The sequence below is a fragment of the Paenibacillus sp. PCH8 genome (assembly GCF_002968835.1).
GTDB lineage: Bacteria > Bacillota > Bacilli > Paenibacillales > Paenibacillaceae > Paenibacillus.
Map to the genome: position 1 here is coordinate 1,246,655 of NZ_PKQK01000001.1, position 19,035 is coordinate 1,265,689.

The following is a 19,035-nucleotide window of genomic DNA, read 5'->3' on the forward strand; positions in this document are numbered from 1 at the left end:
TTATAACCGTTTGCATATGATTGGAACTAACGCTGCCCTCTCCCAGTCTTATGCCAAACCGATCAAAAATTGCTCCAGACAAAGCTGGCCATTGACGTTAAATCGCAATTTTTTCCTGCATGCTGCGGCCAAATCCATATAGGAAACCAACTGCTCTGTGCTCCGGGTGTGTGCCAACTGAGACAGCATGTCTAACTGATCTATAAAAACGATATGTTCATGCCTATCGTACTGAACATATAGCATGTCCCTAAACCATAAATGGAACAGACTAAGCATCATGTCCAGGTGTTCAGAGAGTCCGGTTTTGAAAAGCTTCTGCTGTGCAGAGATCAATGATGTACTTCCTCTACCCAGGGACTCCTTCCCTAATTGTAACATTACGTTTCTAATTTCTGCAAACCAATTCTGCTGGAGAATTTCTCTACATGCTTCCAATCCTGACGCTAAATGGACGGCAGAACGAGCCAGATTGGCAGGGTGCCCTTCCTCGATCAATGATTGCAACATCTCCTCCGGATTCAGTGCACTGAACGGCACCAATTGGGAACGGGAACGGATCGTGGGCAACATGGCCTGTCCATTATCTGTAATAAGTATGCCCACTGCAGGTACCGGTGGTTCCTCCAGAAACTTTAGCAAACTGTTTGCTGCCTGAACCGTCATTTTCTCGGCTTGTTCTACAATATATACTTTGGGATGTCCTGCCTCTGATCGGTATGAAAAGATGCGCTGCAGATCCCGTATTTGATCTATTTTAATGTTGTTTCCATCTGGTGCAAGCATCGTAAGATCCGGATGGTTACCATGTTCCACTTTGCGACATTCAAGGCACTGTCCACATGCGTCATCATCAAGCTCTGTACAGAATATTGCCTTGGCAAACGTAATTGCCGTCTTCCGTTGTCCGCTACCCGCTGGACCGCTGAACAGATACGCATGGCTTATTGCCTGACGTCTCAAGCTGCTCTGTAACATTTGCTTGGCCGTCTGTTGACCCATAATCTGTTGAAAGGACATACTTCCTCCTCAGAAGCTTAAATTAATAAGCATCCCCCGAATTTCCCCTACTTGTTGTAATAAAGAGATTTTTCCTTCTTCTGTATCCAGCAGTTCATCGGCCATGGATAACAGAGCGGAGTCAATTTCATCAATCAGCTTATATCGCTTACCTCTGCCGCGACGATCCCAACCCCTTGTCTCTTTCATGGATACACCGCGACGAACGGTCTCTTCTAGGAACCTTTTGACAAGTTGCTTGTACGCCTTCAGTTCACGAATGGTCATAGAACGTGACAAGCGATCGCCCTGAAGCTGGATTTCACTCAATCGGCGATTCAGTTCAGCTTGTGAGGCCCGTTCCCCCTGGTGATTCATCATATCAGAGAAATTTTTGGATTGAACCGGTTTGGAACTTGAATCAGTGGAACTGATCCCGCTCTGCATCGGTCTGAATCCAGGATTGATTTTCATGGATACGCCCGCTTTCATTCATAGTTGGTTAATCGCCCATCAGCACAGTGCGCGGTGCACCTGTGCGTGAGGATGAGGCCTTCATATCATGCTGATTCACACTCTATATATAATGGTAGATAAATATCGTCATCAAGAACTGTTAGTAGTCAAACTCTTTCCGAAATGATACATCTCCAGAGGAAGAAATACTCCTTCGGAAAGAGTGTGCCGATTCTTGTTATCAAGAAAGGCGATTCATAAGCGGTACGCACAAACGCTGAATAATCCTTCTTGCATCATCCGTTTCCAACATGCTATCAGTAATGAAAGACGCTCATGGGATTTATGCAATACGTTTATTTAGAAATGTTCGAAGCGATCTACTGGGAGAACAAATACAGTAGCTCCACCTACTTGAACTTCAACAGGTAGCGGCAGGTAAGAGTCGGTTGTTCCACTCATCGGTGTGACTGGAGTGACGAGCTGTTCACGAACCTTACAGCTGCTGCGAATGACGTTCATTACGGACTCGACCTGACCATCATCGACACCGATCATAAACGTCGTGTTGCCTGCCTTCAAAAATCCACCCGTACTGGCAAGCTTTGTTGCCCGAAAGTTCGCTTTAACCAGTGCGCTGGATAATCGGTTGCTGTCTTTATCCTGTATAATCGCAACAATCAGTTTCATCCTGCATAACCTCCTTTAGAATAAGCACTCTTATCCAGTGCCCTGTCTATATATTAGACAATTACTCGTCAAAATCCTTCAAAATCCCCATTTTCAGCGACAAAATCATTGCTTCGACAACCTCATCCGGCTTCATGGAAGCATCGATAACGCTGATCCGTTCCGGGAACTGCTCCTTTAATAGGAAGTAACCCTCTCGTACTTTACGGTGGAATTCCAGGTTCTCCAGATCCAGACGGTTCACTTCGCGGCCATCATGAGCATCGATTCGGGCAAGCCCCACCTCAGGCTCGATGTCGAGATACAATGTTACATCCGGCATCAGGTCACCTATTGCAAAACGATTAATGGCCCATACATTCTCCATCCCGAGTCCGCGTGCGTATCCTTGATAGGCAAGACTGCTATCAACAAATCGGTCACAGATCACTGCTTTTCCAGCTCTCAGTGCAGGCTCTACCTTCTCCGCCAGATGCTGGCTGCGTGCAGCTGCATACAATAGCGCTTCGGTTCGAGCATCCATTGCCGTATGAAGAGGGTCCAGGATAATCGCACGTATTTTCTCCGCAATCTCAATCCCGCCGGGCTCTCGCGTAATTACGTAAGGTATACCCTGTTCTTCAAAATAAGAACCTATTCTACCAATCATCGTTGTTTTACCGGAGCCCTCTCCCCCTTCCAACGTAATGAATTTACCTCTGCCCTGCATAAGCTTCCCTGCTTTCTATGTCGATAATTGCATCTATTGCTGCTGTAATGAATATGTGTGTAGAACCTCTCTTGCTTCAGGATATGAAATAGCCCGCCTAGAGGTGTATATTCTGATCTACTGGATAGATCCATTCGAATGGTACTAGCTTGTTTCTCTATAATACTATAGGTCAGCTGTTACTCCAACATGAACAACGAAGTAAAAAGATCAACCGTAGATGATCCATACCCACAATGGAAGCATAATCGATCCGGCAATGGCACTGACAATCATGGATACCGAACTGAGTGCTACCGCATTCTCTCCATATTCGAATGATCTTGCCATACCAAGGGCATGAGATGCTGAACCCAGTCCAATTCCATAGGCATTTTTGCTTTGGACTTTGGCCCATTTCAACAGCATTGGCCCCAGTAAGATGCCCGAGAAACCTGCTATCATCACAAACAGCGAAGTGAAAGAGGCGTTGCCTCCAACCTGATTAGCCAATTGAATCGCTACAGGTGTGGTCACAGACTTTGGCATAAGTGCAATGACCGTCTCACGTGGATAACCGAGCATTATGGCTACGGAAGCACCTGTCACTACACCCACAATACTGCCGCCGATTGTTCCACCTATAATGGGTAGAATATTTTGCTTTAATACTTGCAGATGCTTGGACAACGGAAATGCGAGCGACACAACTGCTGGACCCAGAAGCTCCTGTATCCATCGACCACCCTGCATATACGTGTCCAGCTTTATACCGGAGAGCACCAAGATCAGGATTAGTATTGCAGTAGATGTAAGTACAGGCATAAGTATCGGCCATTTTAACCTTTTATATAGCTGAGTAGCTGAACCATACGTAGCCAAAGTTAGTACAATCATTCCGATTCCGAAGAAGAATACTGACATGAGATCGCCTCCTTTTTGCCTTGATGCGATGCTTTCCATGCCATAAGCCACTCACTTATTTTGGCAGATATCAGACAGGTTATTAAGGTACTAACGATCAAGCCAAGAACCAAAAGTAAGGTGTTAGCTCTAAAAAAATCAAAATGATTAATAATGCCCACGGTAGGTGGGATGAAGAACAATTGCAGATGAGATTGGAGCCAATTCGAACCCTTCTCCCCCCAGCTCATTTTAATCCATCCCAGTTGAATCGCGATAAATAATATCAGCATTCCTACAATACTACCTGTTAAAGGCAAATGTAATAAAGCTTGAATCATGTTACCGATCCAGTAAAAACCATACATCCATAAAACCTGCAGGACTATTCCTGTATATTTTTTTAGCGGAATACCCAAAGTGGTCCCTTCTTTCTTATGTCTATCTTTAGAAGTTCAACTAAAGATTATTTACACAGACACTACAATGACAGAATAACCTTCCAATCGCTGTCCCAAGTGTGTATTGATTCCCTTTCCGAAAGGGATATTCCGGGGATCAGCATATGCTTCCGATGTAGCTTTCCAGAAAGCTTTTAAGCGTTCGCTTCGCTTTTTCAGGTTTTTTCTGTCCTCTCCGTTACTTGTAAATGATTGGTTTAACTGATTTAGCAAGTAAATTAATGACCAAGAGACCCTCACATATATGGGGCCGGTATCGCTATCGATATTGGTCTTCTGAACTTCCCATTGGTGAATGCAATTTAGATCTTCATTTGTTCTTTTCAATCCTTCATGACTTTTAGTACCTTTAGAGAAGTATCAGATACCCCATGAAATTTGGCTCCTTCATCCCGCAGAAGCTGTATACGTTTTGCAATAGATGAACTTATACGTTCCCCGGGATATATAAGAGGAATGCCCGGTGGATAGGGAATAACCATCTCTGCGGATCGACAGCCCGCACTTTCCTCAATCGGAACCTCAATTGTATCTGCCTCCACAATGGGTTTCATTGTAAAGGAGACTAGTTCCGAATATGGAATGTTTTCTTGAAAATTGTTCCACGTGGAAATGTAATGTGTGGGCTCTTTTGTAACCTTTTGTGGATGCTCTGCAATAGACCAGCCCTGCTCATCAGGCTTATTGGCAGAGCTGATATGGTGTAAAGCCTGCAACAGGTGCTGGGCATCCTGCACCGTAGAGCCAAGGCTGAAGAGCAAGACGACGTACCGTTCGTCGCTCATCTCAGGCACACAGCCGCATGCTTCCAGCTGCTGCTGTAGCCCATAACCGCTCAGCACCCCTGCGCCGTCATAGATGACGGCCTTGAACGGGTCCTGAGCGGTATACCCCGCGGCAGATGGCATCGCCGCCGCGGTCAGGCCCTCCCGTGTCCGCTGCGCAGCGGACACGGATATACCAGCCGGCTTCGCTGTTCCGGCTGGCGGCTCTTGCTGCAGCGGCTGTGCTGGCTGCAGCAACTGGAAGCGCGGCAGCTCCGCGAGGCCGCGTTTAAAGGCATTCACGGCGGCAAGCCCCGCCGTGAATGTGTTCGCGCCCTGCACGTGCAGCAGGCGGCGCGCCAGATCGAGCGAAGCCATCACTGGGTATGATGGGCTTGAGCTTTGCACCATGGCCAAGCGCTGCCTTAACAGGGACCGGTTTAACCGTGGTCCCTGAATGTGCAGCATGGCACCCATGGTGAACGCCGTCAGCATCTTATGCGTTGACTGCACTACACCGTCTGCTCCGCAAGACAGTGCAGAGACAGGCAGCTTCGGATGCTGCCCATAATGCGCGCCATGCGCTTCATCCACGAGCAGTGGCATGCCAGCAGCGTGGCATACCTTGGCTATAGGCGTCAGATCAGCGCCCATGCCGTAATAATTGGGCAAAGTGACTAGCACGCCCTTTGCCTCAGGATAGGACTGGACAGCAGCCTGAACCGTCTCCACCGACGGCATAACCGCAAGTCCAGACGCAGGATCAACCCACGGCTCCAGGAATACAGCTCTTGCACCTGCCAGCATCAACCCGTGAATAACCGACTTGTGCACATTACGTTGCACCAATACGATACAGTTTGGCTCATCACACACCGTGAGCAGTAACGACAGATTGCCTACCGTACTCCCTCCCACAAGAAAGAAGCTCTCTTCAGCACCAAAACAATCTGCCGCCAGCTCCTGTGCCTCCTTGATGACACCTTCAGGGTGATGCAAGTCATCGGTGCCGGTAATCTCCGTAACATCCATTTCCATCATCTCCAGAAATGAACGCGTGGGTACTAGAACTATTTCTGGATGAACATCTTCGTTGTCTACTCGTTTCTCAATCCCATCAAGATCAGCCCCACGTTCTTTCACTGAACTGGAATGCTCTACCCCTTGATTAATCAGTCGTCCTGCATCGTCCTGTATCTCTACGTTCTGCTGGTCTACCTCATTGATACTATTATTAGTATCTTCAACAGGAGACAGTTCCGCTTGTTCTACCAAATGTCGATAAGCTTGTCCATTCTTATGCCCAGGCACATGAAAAGAACGCTGCTTCGAATCACGATACGCAAGCAACGCTTCATATAAAGGGGCTGTACTTAATTTAATTTTATGATCCATGAAGTAACCATCCTGTACATATAATGTGAGTTTGTGCGTTTCCATTGTTTACAACTTCAAGTAACGCCGTTCCTAACTACCTTCATAAGCTATGCTGCATATTGTCCCATATTATTATATCAGCATACGCCTTCCTGGGATGGCAGACAAGCAATCTCTCCTCTTAAAAACAGAAAGAGGCCCACTGGGCCTCTACACATCAGCGTCATAGCATTGCGATGTTTTAGCTTCTTCTTCTATTGGCAACATTCATTATGCGTTTTTTTGTACCCAAATCTGTTTCATCTGATTAATAAAATAATTGTACTTGGCATCCTGCGCATCGGTATGAACCATTTCTGCTTCACAAGTGTCACATATGAATTCAGATACAATAAAAATGCCTTCTCTTTTTCGTTGCTCGCAGATAATGCATGTGTGTTCGGCATGTTCTTCCATGAACCATCCCACCTTGTTTTACGTTTACTATCAGTATTGCACAGTTTCTATTATTTTAAACATTTTCATAGTGCTTTCTTTCTATAAAGTATATATATTCGCCTACCCCCTCTTGGGTGTCTGTACCGAAAAATACATTCATTCTTCCTACAATACCTTCTCCCTGCTTGTGTTCCACACAGATCTGCTGCATTTCATCGTATTTCCCCTCTAAATTATGTATCCATTGGCCTGACTCAAAACTTATATTCAATATTCTTAAAAAATCTTGGAATCTCAGCCGATATATAATACATGATAACGATATCATAGCCTGACAGGCCGTGCATTCGGGAGTATACTGAGATAAGCTCGGTCGAATCTCAATATCTTGTACAATCGTCATATCGTGACATACAAGGTTCATATATCAGCATTTTGCATCATTCGATTCTACTCGCTCCCGGGTACAAGAGTTGGACAGGAAAAAGCATCCTGATCTAACCAACGTATAGACGAACAGAAGCGTTCCGATCTATATCTTGCTGATTACAAGTCACTCTTGGGATTTATGCAAAATGCTCATATACATACATGATTCATTCCCTTTTACACGGTGTACGAAAAACGAATACCTACCCCAGACAAGAACGTGATTCCGAAGGAGGATATATACCGTATGATCGCCGAACCGGAGAATAAAGCAACATTTTATCAATACCGGCTTCTGAAAAAAAAGTCTATCGCCCGTAGTGTAATCTATAGCTATCTGTGTCTGCCCGTCATTATGCTCTTATTCAATCTAATCGCATTCTCCTGGACTAGCCTCTTCTTTTTTGTACTAGCAGGCCCACTCACTATCTGGATTCATTATGTTATCGCCAGAACCATATTACTTCTGGTCCGTACCTCTTATGCCAAACGGTGGCGCTGGAATCTGCGTATGCCCTGGTTAGGCTATATTCCTGATCAGCATTTCAGCTATCGCATGTTTGTCCGGGTACACCTGAATATGAGCTGGATCGGACTTTGTATCATCACTGTATGCTTGATATGGTCGCCTTTGTCCTTCACCCTCTCGCTGATCTTCTGGCATATGTGGTTACTAGGGCCACGCTTATATGTTGTAACGGTCCTCTCCCGTGAGCGTAAGGACGGACTCATCAAATTGAATGAGCAAGACGTTTCGTACTATCTGCAATAAACACTATCCTCTACCTTATAGCTTAATGTACCTTCACCTGCCTGTAATACATAATGGCTACGCCCTTCAAACATATCAATATATAAGCATGATTGGTACATCAACGAAAGGCTTAGTCTCACATGTTCAAATAAAGGTTATCCACAGTGGATAACCTTTATTTGTCGTGCCTATTTTATTCCTTATCCACAGTATGGGTATAGTTACACGGGTTATCCCCACGCCAAATTCGTTTTTCTCCTCCTTTTCCTCTGTTTCTTTATATCTCGACTCGGGTCATGTTGCAGATCTTACACCCTTGAGCGATACCTCGCTCAGCCCTGCCTACTCTTCTGATCCTTCCCCATTGTTGTTCAATATCATCCGTCCTTTAAGAACTCTATATACTTATTTCTGTCGATCTAGAATTCCTTATGCTCACAGCCATATTAAGGACTACTTGCGAAAAAGGAGACCTCTTCGTATTTCAACTCCTGCCCTTTTACTGGCCCTGATATGTATCATCTTCTGCCCCCTCCATATAGCTCTATTTCACCACACATAACAAAAAGCCCCCGATACTTAAACGGGAGCTTTACTATATAAGAGACATCACAGCGTTAATTTTGATCATACCAAACTCTCGGTGCAGCTCAATCATCTTCATCTAAAGATTTAATGGTTGTTTGAGTAACATCGTTTCTAGGAACCATCAGTGTAAAGGAACCATCATGTACAGCTAAATGTACCGTATGCCCTTCCTTTGCAAATACACGCAGGGTACTGGATTCATTGGTTGCACCCTTGGCTTGCCTCTCTGTCCAACCCCAGCTTTTGATCTCGTTTAGATATACCTCGGGTAAGCTAGTACTTTCACTAATACCAGACAGTGTATATCGTACATAATCCATATCTGAATTATTTTCAGATTGGTCAGATTTATTCGCTACTTTAGGTACCGGAAAACTCCTCTCGTTAACCGCACCCTCATATGAAGTCCATACAGATCCTGAAGTTTCACCACATCCAGCCAGAACAACTGCCAGGCAAAGCAACAGAAACGAATTTAGTCCAAGTCTCCGCCAACTTAACACACACACCCTCCTTTTCACAGCTGCACATTCCAGCTCTGTGGTCAGGTACTTTTAGCATATTTAACATAGTCCTATTATACTGGTTTTACCGCTGTTATCCGTAACAAAAATGTTACCTTCAAATAACGATCATGTTAGAGCCTTTGCTCATAATATTTAAAGTTTTGTAAACAAATAAAAACCACCACCGAATAACATCGGCAGTGGTTCTTCGCTTGGCGGCGTCCTACTCTCCCAGGACCCTGCGGTCCAAGTACCATCGGCGCTAGAGGGCTTAACGGTCGTGTTCGGGATGGGTACGTGTGGAACCCCTCCGCTATCGCCACCAAACGAGCATTTGTAGTACAAATGCGTTCGCGTTCCATTCGGTCCGACACGGCTGTGTGGATGAATGGTTTAGCGCAAATTCAGAGATCATTCTCTGAAAACTAGATTCGAAACGAAATTTGCGATTTATCACTTGCATATTGGATAAGCCCTCGACCGATTAGTACTGGTCAGCTCCATGCATTGCTGCACTTCCACCCCCAGCCTATCTACCTCGTCGTCTTCAAGGGGTCTTACATACTGGGAAATCTCATCTTGAGGGGGCTTCACGCTTAGATGCTTTCAGCGTTTATCCCTTCCGTACATAGCTACCCAGCGGTGCTCCTGGCGGAACAACTGGTACACCAGCGGTACGTCCATCCCGGTCCTCTCGTACTAAGGACAGCTCCTCTCAAATTTCCTACGCCCACGACAGATAGGGACCGAACTGTCTCACGACGTTCTGAACCCAGCTCGCGTACCGCTTTAATGGGCGAACAGCCCAACCCTTGGGACCTACTTCAGCCCCAGGATGCGATGAGCCGACATCGAGGTGCCAAACCTCCCCGTCGATGTGGACTCTTGGGGGAGATAAGCCTGTTATCCCCAGGGTAGCTTTTATCCGTTGAGCGATGGCCCTTCCATGCGGTACCACCGGATCACTAAGCCCGACTTTCGTCCCTGCTCGACTTGTAGGTCTCGCAGTCAAGCTCCCTTATGCCTTTGCACTCTTCGAATGATTTCCAACCATTCTGAGGGAACCTTTGGGCGCCTCCGTTACTCTTTAGGAGGCGACCGCCCCAGTCAAACTGCCCACCTGACACTGTCCCCGCACCGGATTACGGTACCAGGTTAGAACCTAGATACGATCAGGGTGGTATCCCAACGTTGCCTCCACGCAAGCTGGCGCTCACGTTTCAAAGGCTCCCACCTATCCTGTACAGATCGTACCCAAATTCAATATCAAGCTGCAGTAAAGCTCCATGGGGTCTTTCCGTCTTGTCGCGGGTAACCTGCATCTTCACAGGTATTAAAATTTCACCGGATCTCTCGTTGAGACAGCGCCCAAGTCGTTACGCCATTCGTGCGGGTCAGAATTTACCTGACAAGGAATTTCGCTACCTTAGGACCGTTATAGTTACGGCCGCCGTTTACTGGGGCTTCGGTTCACAGCTTCGGATTGCTCCTAACCACTCCCCTTAACCTTCCAGCACCGGGCAGGCGTCAGCCCGTATACTTCGCCTTACGGCTTCGCACAGACCTGTGTTTTTGCTAAACAGTCGCTTGGGCCTTTTCACTGCGGCCCCCTCGTGCTATTCACACTACCGGGGCACCCCTTCTCCCGAAGTTACGGGGTCATTTTGCCGAGTTCCTTAACGAGAGTTCTTCCGCGCGCCTTAGAATACTCTTCTCGCCTACCTGTGTCGGTTTGCGGTACGGGCACCATCACCTGGCTAGAGGCTTTTCTTGGCAGTGTGAGATCATGACCTTCGCTACTATAATTTTCGCTCCCCATCACAGCTCAGCCTTAGTAATGTGCGGATTTGCCTACACATCAGCCTTACTGCTTAGACGGACATCCATCAGTCCGCGTCACTACCCTACTGCGTCCCCCCATTGCTCATAACGGCTTACGGTGGTACAGGAATTTCGACCTGTTGTCCTTCGACTACGCCTTTCGGCCTCGCCTTAGGTCCCGACTTACCCTGAGCGGACGAGCCTTCCTCAGGAACCCTTAGGCTTTCGGCGGACAAGATTCTCACTTGTCTTTTCGTTACTCATACCGGCATTCTCACTTGTATAATGTCCAGCGCTCCTTACGGTACACCTTCAACCCTTATACAACGCTCCCCTACCCCTGATGCATTGCATCAAGCCATAGCTTCGGTGGCGTGTTTAGCCCCGTTACATTTTCGGCGCAGAGTCACTCGACCAGTGAGCTATTACGCACTCTTTCAATGGTGGCTGCTTCTAAGCCAACATCCTGGTTGTCTGTGCAACTCCACATCCTTTCCCACTTAACACACACTTGGGGACCTTAGCTGATGGTCTGGGCTGTTTCCCTTTTGACAATGGATCTTAGCACTCACTGTCTGACTCCCGGAAGTAAGTCTATGGCATTCGGAGTTTGACTGAGCTTGGTAACCCTTGCGGGCCCCGCACCCAATCAGTGCTCTACCTCCACGACTCTGTTTTCCGAGGCTAGCCCTAAAGCTATTTCGGGGAGAACCAGCTATCTCCGAGTTCGATTGGAATTTCTCCGCTACCCCCACCTCATCCCCGCATTTTTCAACATGCGTGGGTTCGGGCCTCCAGTGCGTGTTACCGCACCTTCACCCTGGACAGGGGTAGATCACCCGGTTTCGGGTCTACGTCCACGTACTATGTCGCCCTATTCAGACTCGCTTTCGCTGCGGCTCCGGCTCTTCACCTTAACCTTGCACGGGAACGTAACTCGCCGGTTCATTCTACAAAAGGCACGCCATCACCCCTAAAACGGGCTCTGACTTTTTGTAAGCACACGGTTTCAGGTTCTATTTCACTCCCCTTCCGGGGTGCTTTTCACCTTTCCCTCACGGTACTGCTTCACTATCGGTCGCTAGGAAGTATTTAGCCTTGGCAGATGGTCCTGCCGGATTCATACGGGGTTTCACGTGCCCCGCACTACTCGGGATCCGTCTCGGAGAGAACAGACTTTCAACTACAGGGCTTTTACCTTCTTTGGCGGGCCTTTCCAGACCTCTTCGCTTAATCGGTTCCTTTGTAACTCCATGTGAGACGTCCCACAACCCCAAAGAGCAAGCTCTCTGGTTTGGGCTTCTCCGCGTTCGCTCGCCGCTACTGACGGAATCACTATTGTTTTCTCTTCCTCAGGGTACTTAGATGTTTCAGTTCCCCTGGTATGCCTCTGCATAACCTATGTATTCAGTTATGAGTAACTGGAAATTACCCCAGCTGGGTTTCCCCATTCGGACACCCCCGGATCAAAGCTTGCTTACAGCTCCCCGAGGCAGTTTCGTTGTTCGCCACGTCCTTCATCGGCTCCTAGCGCCTAGGCATCCTCCGTGTGCTCTTAGTAGCTTAACCAAATTGTTCCGGTTTCGACGGCTTGCTTCCCTTGTTTTGCTTACGCAAATCCAAAAGTCACTCCCATTCGATACCATCACAACAGCAATTATCTACCTTATAAACACTTCACTTGTTTACACAAGTTCAGCTAGGATGATTGTTGATCGGTTAATTGAACCGAACAAACATCCATCCCTTAAAGGAATGTTCTAATTCGCAAAATTTCGTTTCGATATCTAGTTTTCAAAGAACAAGCTCCATGCAAAAGCAAGCTGTTTGAGAGTTTGAGCTCTCAAAACTGAGCAACGAGTGAGTTGCGCTGGTTCGAAGAACCAGCTTATTTGAATGTTTCCACTCGGGAAACGATTCTCCATAGAAAGGAGGTGATCCAGCCGCACCTTCCGATACGGCTACCTTGTTACGACTTCACCCCAATCATCTATCCCACCTTCGGCGGCTGGCTCCTTGCGGTTACCCCACCGACTTCGGGTGTTATAAACTCTCGTGGTGTGACGGGCGGTGTGTACAAGACCCGGGAACGTATTCACCGCGGCATGCTGATCCGCGATTACTAGCAATTCCGACTTCATGCAGGCGAGTTGCAGCCTGCAATCCGAACTGAGACCAGCTTTGTTGGGATTGGCTCCATCTCGCGATTTCGCAGCCCGTTGTACTGGCCATTGTAGTACGTGTGTAGCCCAGGTCATAAGGGGCATGATGATTTGACGTCATCCCCACCTTCCTCCGGTTTGTCACCGGCAGTCTATCTAGAGTGCCCACCCGAAGTGCTGGCAACTAAATATAAGGGTTGCGCTCGTTGCGGGACTTAACCCAACATCTCACGACACGAGCTGACGACAACCATGCACCACCTGTCTCCTCTGTCCCGAAGGAAAGATACATCTCTGCATCGATCAGAGGGATGTCAAGACCTGGTAAGGTTCTTCGCGTTGCTTCGAATTAAACCACATACTCCACTGCTTGTGCGGGTCCCCGTCAATTCCTTTGAGTTTCAGTCTTGCGACCGTACTCCCCAGGCGGAGTGCTTAATGTGTTAACTTCGGCACCAAGGGTATCGAAACCCCTAACACCTAGCACTCATCGTTTACGGCGTGGACTACCAGGGTATCTAATCCTGTTTGCTCCCCACGCTTTCGCGCCTCAGCGTCAGTTACAGCCCAGAGAGTCGCCTTCGCCACTGGTGTTCCTCCACATATCTACGCATTTCACCGCTACACGTGGAATTCCACTCTCCTCTTCTGCACTCAAGTCACCCAGTTTCCAGTGCGATCCGGGGTTGAGCCCCGGGATTAAACACCAGACTTAAATGACCGCCTGCGCGCGCTTTACGCCCAATAATTCCGGACAACGCTTGCCCCCTACGTATTACCGCGGCTGCTGGCACGTAGTTAGCCGGGGCTTTCTTCTCAGGTACCGTCACCTTGAGAGCAGTTACTCTCCCAAGCGTTCTTCCCTGGCAACAGAGCTTTACGATCCGAAAACCTTCATCACTCACGCGGCATTGCTCCGTCAGGCTTTCGCCCATTGCGGAAGATTCCCTACTGCTGCCTCCCGTAGGAGTCTGGGCCGTGTCTCAGTCCCAGTGTGGCCGATCACCCTCTCAGGTCGGCTACGCATCGTCGCCTTGGTGAGCCGTTACCTCACCAACTAGCTAATGCGCCGCAGGCCCATCCCCAAGTGACAGATTACTCCGTCTTTCCAGTTCTCTTCAGGTGAAGAAAACAATTATTCGGTATTAGCTACCGTTTCCGGTAGTTGTCCCAAACTTGAGGGCAGGTTGCCTACGTGTTACTCACCCGTCCGCCGCTAACCATCAGAGAAGCAAGCTTCTCTTCAAGTCCGCTCGACTTGCATGTATTAGGCATGCCGCCAGCGTTCGTCCTGAGCCAGGATCAAACTCTCCAATAAAAGATGAATTTCAGTAACGTGGTTAGACGTTATAAAAATCATCTCAAGTATTTGAAAAGAGCGATATGCTCATTTTGAATCTGACGAGATTAAAAATCTCATTTGTGCTCCAGTCGATCCAAGCCAAGGCTTGTCTCCAACTTTCGCGTTCATTCTGCAAGCAGAATGTTTACTCACTCGTTGTTCAGTTTTCAAAGATCAAACTTATTCCGTTACCGAATGTTGTTCTCTTCAGCAACTTTTATATCTTATCACATCCGAGCCAACGTTGCAAGCTCTTTTTTTAAGTTTCTTTCGAAGCTTATTTTATTTGCTTGCCGCACCGTTTATCCTGTGTTTTCTTGGCCGGAATTAGAATATACCATGTACAGATATTCATTGCAAGTCTTTTTTTGATTAATTATAAAAACATTATGATTTTTAATCCATATCTGCATACCCACAATAATCTCATACCAAAAAGCCTCTCCATCAAGGAAAGACTCTCTCTTCAAATTACACTAATAGTACCTATAGTTAACCGAGAACCTCTTGAATGTGGAGCTGCCGTTGCTGCATCAGGTTAATGATGGTTCCTTCTACAGATACCATAGGCCGCGTTGGATGATCCCGATCAGAGAATATGATCTCACCAATCTGGTTATTACTGAGTTTCACACGGATACCATTATGAATCTGTGTTGAACGTTGAACAAATACACTTACAATTGCAGGGTCCAATTTTCCAAATGCTTCACTTTGAATCTGTTCCAAGACCAGATACGGCGATTGAGCCTTACGGTAGATCTTCTCAAGTGTCATAGCATGAAATATATCAGCGATAGCTACAATTTTGGCATAGATATGGATCTGCGTTCCGCTGAGCTGCAATGGGTAACCCGATCCATCGACTTTTTCGTGATGCTGCAAGGCTGCAAGTCTGGCACCCTCATTAATAGCTTTTGCCTGTTTAAGGATCTGATAACCATATTTGGTATGCTGCCTGATTTCTTCCTGCTCTGTAACCGTCAGCGTAGAGGGCTTATGGAGGATTTGCGGGTCTACTTTGTTATTACCAATATCATGGAACAAGCCTGCAAAAGCAACTTGCATCCAGTCCTTGGAGGGAAGATCAATCCACTGGGCCAGTTGATAAGATGTGATCGCGCTTAGAACAGCATGGTGATATACATAATCATGTTCTTGCATTACTCGTGGATTGAAGGTAAGTACATTATATTGTTTGAGATGTACAAACAAAGACTCCAATTGTGTACGCAGCTCATACACAGGCAATTCAGCTGCCAGAGAGGACAGAAACGCATTCTTGGTCAATCCGACCATCTTCTCATACTCATCCTGCAGTGACGTTACAGCAGGAATGGTGACAACGTTACCCGTCTTGCCTGCCCGTTCCGCAATCTTCTCATTTGCTGTACTTCCTGTGGGTGCAGATACCCCTTTGTTGCCTGTACTGCCTGAAACTGTTCGTTCTTGATCAATGTCTACTTGGTGAATCATAAAAGCTCTGAGCACTTCCATATCCTTGGGCAAAATGACTTTGCCCTTCTGAAGCAAAACATTGCCTCGAAGCGTGTGCACATCACTCCCAAGTTTGAGTCCTGGTTTGACTTCTGACAGGGTAATTAATCCCATGTTTCTTCCCCTCGCTCATCGTTCTTCTATGAAGATACAAAACAAGACCATAGTCCCGGTTTTTCATGTTATTTCCCATTATATTACTCAAAAATCAGGCTGTACATCCCAGTTTTTGAAGAAGGTTAACGAGGATGCCTCAATACAACAAAAGGGCCCCCAGCGGGGCCCTCCGTATCTTGTGCAATCCTCAAGACGTTGGTCTTAAGAAAAGACTATGTTACTCATCCGAACCGGAATCGTCACCCTCAACTTCAGCTTCTGCCTCAGAAGTGGTGCCTTCTTCTTCACTGACTACTGGATCTTGAGAGTCACCAGCTTCCAGACCTTCAAGCAGTTCTTCGTCTGGTTCTTCTTCATTCTTGTCAATCCGGCTGACTGTAGCTACCGAATCTTCTTCACGAGTATGAATCAGCTTCACACCCTGCGTATATCGACCCATAGTGGATATGCCTTCCATGCTCATCCGAATCAATGTACCGCTAGAAGTGATAATCATCAGATCCTCTTCCGTTTTAACCATTTTGAGGCTGACTACTGCCCCGTTCTTGTCTGTGACATTAATGGTTTTGATCCCTTTACCGCCACGAGTCTGCATCCGATAATCCATGACAGGTGTACGTTTACCATAACCTTTGGCTGTAACAATCAGGACATCAAGCTCCTTATCAACTACATCCATGCCGATAACAGCATCCTGTTTATCCAATGTAATCCCTTTAACTCCGGTTGCAGTACGTCCCATGGAACGTACATTACCTTCCGAGAATCGGATAGACATGCCGTGAGCTGTACCCATAATGATCTCTTGTTGTCCGTCTGTCAGCTTAACATCGATCAGAATGTCATCATCACGCAAGGAAATACCGATCAGGCCGCCTTTACGAATGTTGGTGTAATCTTCAAGTGGCGTCTTCTTCACAACCCCCTGGCGGGTAGCAAAGAACAAGTATCGGTCACTTTCAAATTCCTGCACCGGAATCACGGCATTAACTGATTCACCCTGCTCAATCTGAATCAGGTTGATAATTGGCGTTCCCCGCGCGGTACGTCCAAGCTCAGGAATCTCGTAAGCTTTGAGACGATATACTTTACCTTTGTCGGTGAAGAACATGAGGTAGTTGTGAGAGTTTGTCACAAACAGATGCTCAACAAAGTCAGTATCTTTAGTGTCCATCCCCACAACCCCACGTCCACCACGTTTCTGGCTACGATATGTGGATACTGGCAGTCGTTTCACGTAGCCTGTATGGGTAATCGTGATGATAACCTCTTCACGCGGAATCAGATCCTCATCCAGAATGCTCTCTTCACCTACAGTGATCTCTGTACGGCGATCATCGCTAAAGCGATCGCGAATCTCTTGCAGCTCCGTACTGATAATCTCAAGTACCAGATGCTCATTGCCCAAAATTTCACGATACTCCTTGATTTTAACCATCAGTTCGTTATATTCATTCTCAATACGTTCGCGTTCCAGACCTGTAAGGCGTTGCAAACGCATATCGAGAATGGCTTGAGCTTGATCATGACTGAGTGAAAAACGCTCAATCAAACCTTCTCTGGCTGCATCTGCATTGCTGGATGAACGAATTAATTTAATAATTTCGTCGATATGATCCAGCGCAATACGCAAGCCTTCCAGAATGTGTGCACGAGCCTCAGCCTTCTTCAGATCAAACTGCGTACGTCTGCGAATAACCTCAATCTGATGCTGCAGGTAGTGATACAACACTTCACGCAAGTTCAGAATTTTAGGTTCTTTATTGACAATCGCAAGCATGTTAATCCCAAAAGTGGACTGCATCGATGTATGCTTGTACAGGTTGTTCAGAACAACCCCCGGATTCACGTCTCTGCGGAGCTCAATCACGACCCGCATACCGTTACGGTCAGACTCATCACGAAGGTCGGTAATACCATCAATTTTTTTATCACGTACCAACTCAGCAATTTTCTCAACGAGTCTCGCCTTGTTCACCTGATATGGGAGTTCTGTAACGATAATACGTGCCTTGTTATTATTTTCTTCGATATTGGTTTTGGCCCGCATTGTTACAGATCCGCGTCCGGTCTGATACGCCTGGCGAATGCCTGAACGTCCCAAAATATAACCGGAAGTAGGGAAATCTGGCCCTTGAATGTAATCCATTAATTCCATGGATGTGATCTCGGGATTCTGAATCATCGCCTGTACGCCGTCAATGACCTCTCCCAGATTATGAGGAGGTATATTGGTTGCCATACCTACCGCAATCCCGCCGACTCCATTCACAAGCAAGTTGGGGAAACGAGCTGGTAGAACGATTGGTTCATGTTCTTCACCGTCATAGTTCGGCTGGAAGTCAATCGTATCCTTGTTGATATCTCTGAGCATTTCCATTGCAATCTTGGACAGACGAGCCTCGGTATAACGCATAGCTGCTGCCATATCGCCATCGACCGATCCAAAGTTACCATGCCCATCTATATGCATGTAGCGCAGGGAGAAATCCTGTGCCATCCGTACCATCGTTTCGTATACGGCAGAGTCACCATGCGGGTGATACTTACCGATAACTTCACCGACGATTCTGGCTGATTTTTTATGTGGTTTATCGGGTGTCATGCCGAGTTCCGACATTGCGTACAGAATACGCCGGTGAACCGGCTTCAATCCATCACGCACGTCAGGTAAAGCACGACTAACAATGATGCTCATCGCATAATCCATAAACGATTCACGCATCTCGACGCCAATATCCCGATCTGTAATCTGCGAGTTCATTTCTTCCGCCATGCTGGACCTCCTTCTTGTCCTTCAACAAACGTTCCATTCCATCATTCAAAAAAAGTTGATTATATGTGAAAAGCCTAACAAGGCTAAAACCTCGCAAGAACGCTACTCTTTATTATATTACTTTCACAAAAGTTACACAATTAAACGTCCGCTGGGCAATAGCCTTTCTTCCGGGAACTTCAACGTGTCTGGGGATTCGCCCTGCCTTCCTCCTCAAATGCACATACAATGCTAGAAAAGCGGCATATATCCTGTGCTAATTGAGGC

13 protein-coding genes and 3 rRNA genes are annotated in these 19,035 nt (G+C 46.9%); 1 reads left to right on the top strand and 15 read right to left on the bottom strand.

The window, feature by feature from the left end:
- Positions 1-48: 48 nt before the first annotated feature.
- The 9 genes from holB to C0Q44_RS30070 form a co-directional block, all read right to left on the bottom strand.
- The gene (gene holB, locus C0Q44_RS05610) at positions 49-1,020 is read right to left on the bottom strand and encodes a DNA polymerase III subunit delta' (protein WP_105406391.1); all 972 of its coding nucleotides are present in this window, start codon (positions 1,018-1,020) and stop codon (positions 49-51) included.
- Positions 1,021-1,029: 9 nt separating this feature from the next.
- Positions 1,030-1,473 (bottom strand): YaaR family protein, encoded by a 444-nt coding sequence (locus tag C0Q44_RS05615; protein WP_105407608.1) that lies wholly within the window; start codon positions 1,471-1,473, stop codon positions 1,030-1,032.
- A gap of 342 nt (positions 1,474-1,815) precedes the next feature.
- Positions 1,816-2,145 (bottom strand): cyclic-di-AMP receptor, encoded by a 330-nt coding sequence (locus C0Q44_RS05620; RefSeq protein WP_017691391.1) that lies wholly within the window; start codon positions 2,143-2,145, stop codon positions 1,816-1,818.
- 61 nt (positions 2,146-2,206) lie between these two features.
- Entirely contained in the window at positions 2,207-2,854 is a 648-nt protein-coding gene (gene tmk, locus C0Q44_RS05625) for a dTMP kinase (RefSeq protein WP_105406392.1), read from the bottom strand.
- A gap of 210 nt (positions 2,855-3,064) precedes the next feature.
- Positions 3,065-3,757 (bottom strand): LrgB family protein, encoded by a 693-nt coding sequence (locus tag C0Q44_RS05630; RefSeq protein ID WP_105406393.1) that lies wholly within the window; start codon positions 3,755-3,757, stop codon positions 3,065-3,067.
- On the bottom strand, positions 3,727-4,155 hold the full coding sequence (locus tag C0Q44_RS05635; protein ID WP_105406394.1) for a CidA/LrgA family protein: 429 nt from the start codon (positions 4,153-4,155) through the stop codon (positions 3,727-3,729). Before C0Q44_RS05635 ends, C0Q44_RS05630 begins: the two co-directional genes overlap by 31 nt.
- 365 nt (positions 4,156-4,520) lie before the next feature.
- Complete coding sequence (locus C0Q44_RS05645) at positions 4,521-6,356, bottom strand: aminotransferase class I/II-fold pyridoxal phosphate-dependent enzyme (protein WP_146113429.1); 1,836 nt, start codon at positions 6,354-6,356, stop codon at positions 4,521-4,523.
- Positions 6,357-6,608: 252 nt separating this feature from the next.
- Positions 6,609-6,794, bottom strand: coding sequence for a sigma factor G inhibitor Gin (locus C0Q44_RS05650; protein ID WP_062838106.1), 186 nt, complete (start codon positions 6,792-6,794; stop codon positions 6,609-6,611).
- Positions 6,795-6,849: 55 nt separating this feature from the next.
- Positions 6,850-7,179: a hypothetical protein gene (locus tag C0Q44_RS30070; protein ID WP_181150864.1), complete on the bottom strand. Its 330-nt coding sequence runs from the start codon at positions 7,177-7,179 to the stop codon at positions 6,850-6,852.
- A 273-nt stretch (positions 7,180-7,452) separates the two neighbouring features.
- On the opposite strand from C0Q44_RS30070, the gene C0Q44_RS05660 reads away from it, so the two are divergent.
- On the top strand, positions 7,453-7,977 hold the full coding sequence (locus tag C0Q44_RS05660; protein ID WP_105406397.1) for a hypothetical protein: 525 nt from the start codon (positions 7,453-7,455) through the stop codon (positions 7,975-7,977).
- Positions 7,978-8,609: 632 nt separating this feature from the next.
- Here the strand turns inward: C0Q44_RS05660 and C0Q44_RS05665 are convergent.
- From C0Q44_RS05665 to gyrA, 6 genes are all read right to left on the bottom strand, one after another.
- Positions 8,610-9,050 carry a hypothetical protein gene (locus C0Q44_RS05665; RefSeq protein ID WP_105406398.1) on the bottom strand — a complete coding sequence of 147 codons (441 nt, stop codon included), beginning with the start codon at positions 9,048-9,050 and terminating at the stop codon, positions 8,610-8,612.
- Between the two features lie 213 nt (positions 9,051-9,263).
- Positions 9,264-9,380 (bottom strand): 5S ribosomal RNA (rrf, locus tag C0Q44_RS05670).
- 137 nt (positions 9,381-9,517) lie between these two features.
- Positions 9,518-12,443 (bottom strand): 23S ribosomal RNA (locus C0Q44_RS05675).
- Between the two features lie 358 nt (positions 12,444-12,801).
- Positions 12,802-14,354: ribosomal RNA gene (locus tag C0Q44_RS05680) — 16S ribosomal RNA — on the bottom strand.
- The 16S, 23S and 5S rRNA genes sit together here, the layout of an rRNA operon.
- Positions 14,355-14,870: 516 nt before the next feature.
- Positions 14,871-15,989, bottom strand: a complete 1,119-nt coding sequence (locus C0Q44_RS05685; protein WP_105406399.1) for an HD-GYP domain-containing protein — start codon at positions 15,987-15,989, stop codon at positions 14,871-14,873.
- A gap of 220 nt (positions 15,990-16,209) precedes the next feature.
- Complete coding sequence (gene gyrA / locus C0Q44_RS05690; RefSeq protein WP_105406400.1) at positions 16,210-18,768, bottom strand: DNA gyrase subunit A; 2,559 nt, start codon at positions 18,766-18,768, stop codon at positions 16,210-16,212.
- Positions 18,769-19,035: the final 267 nt, after the last annotated feature.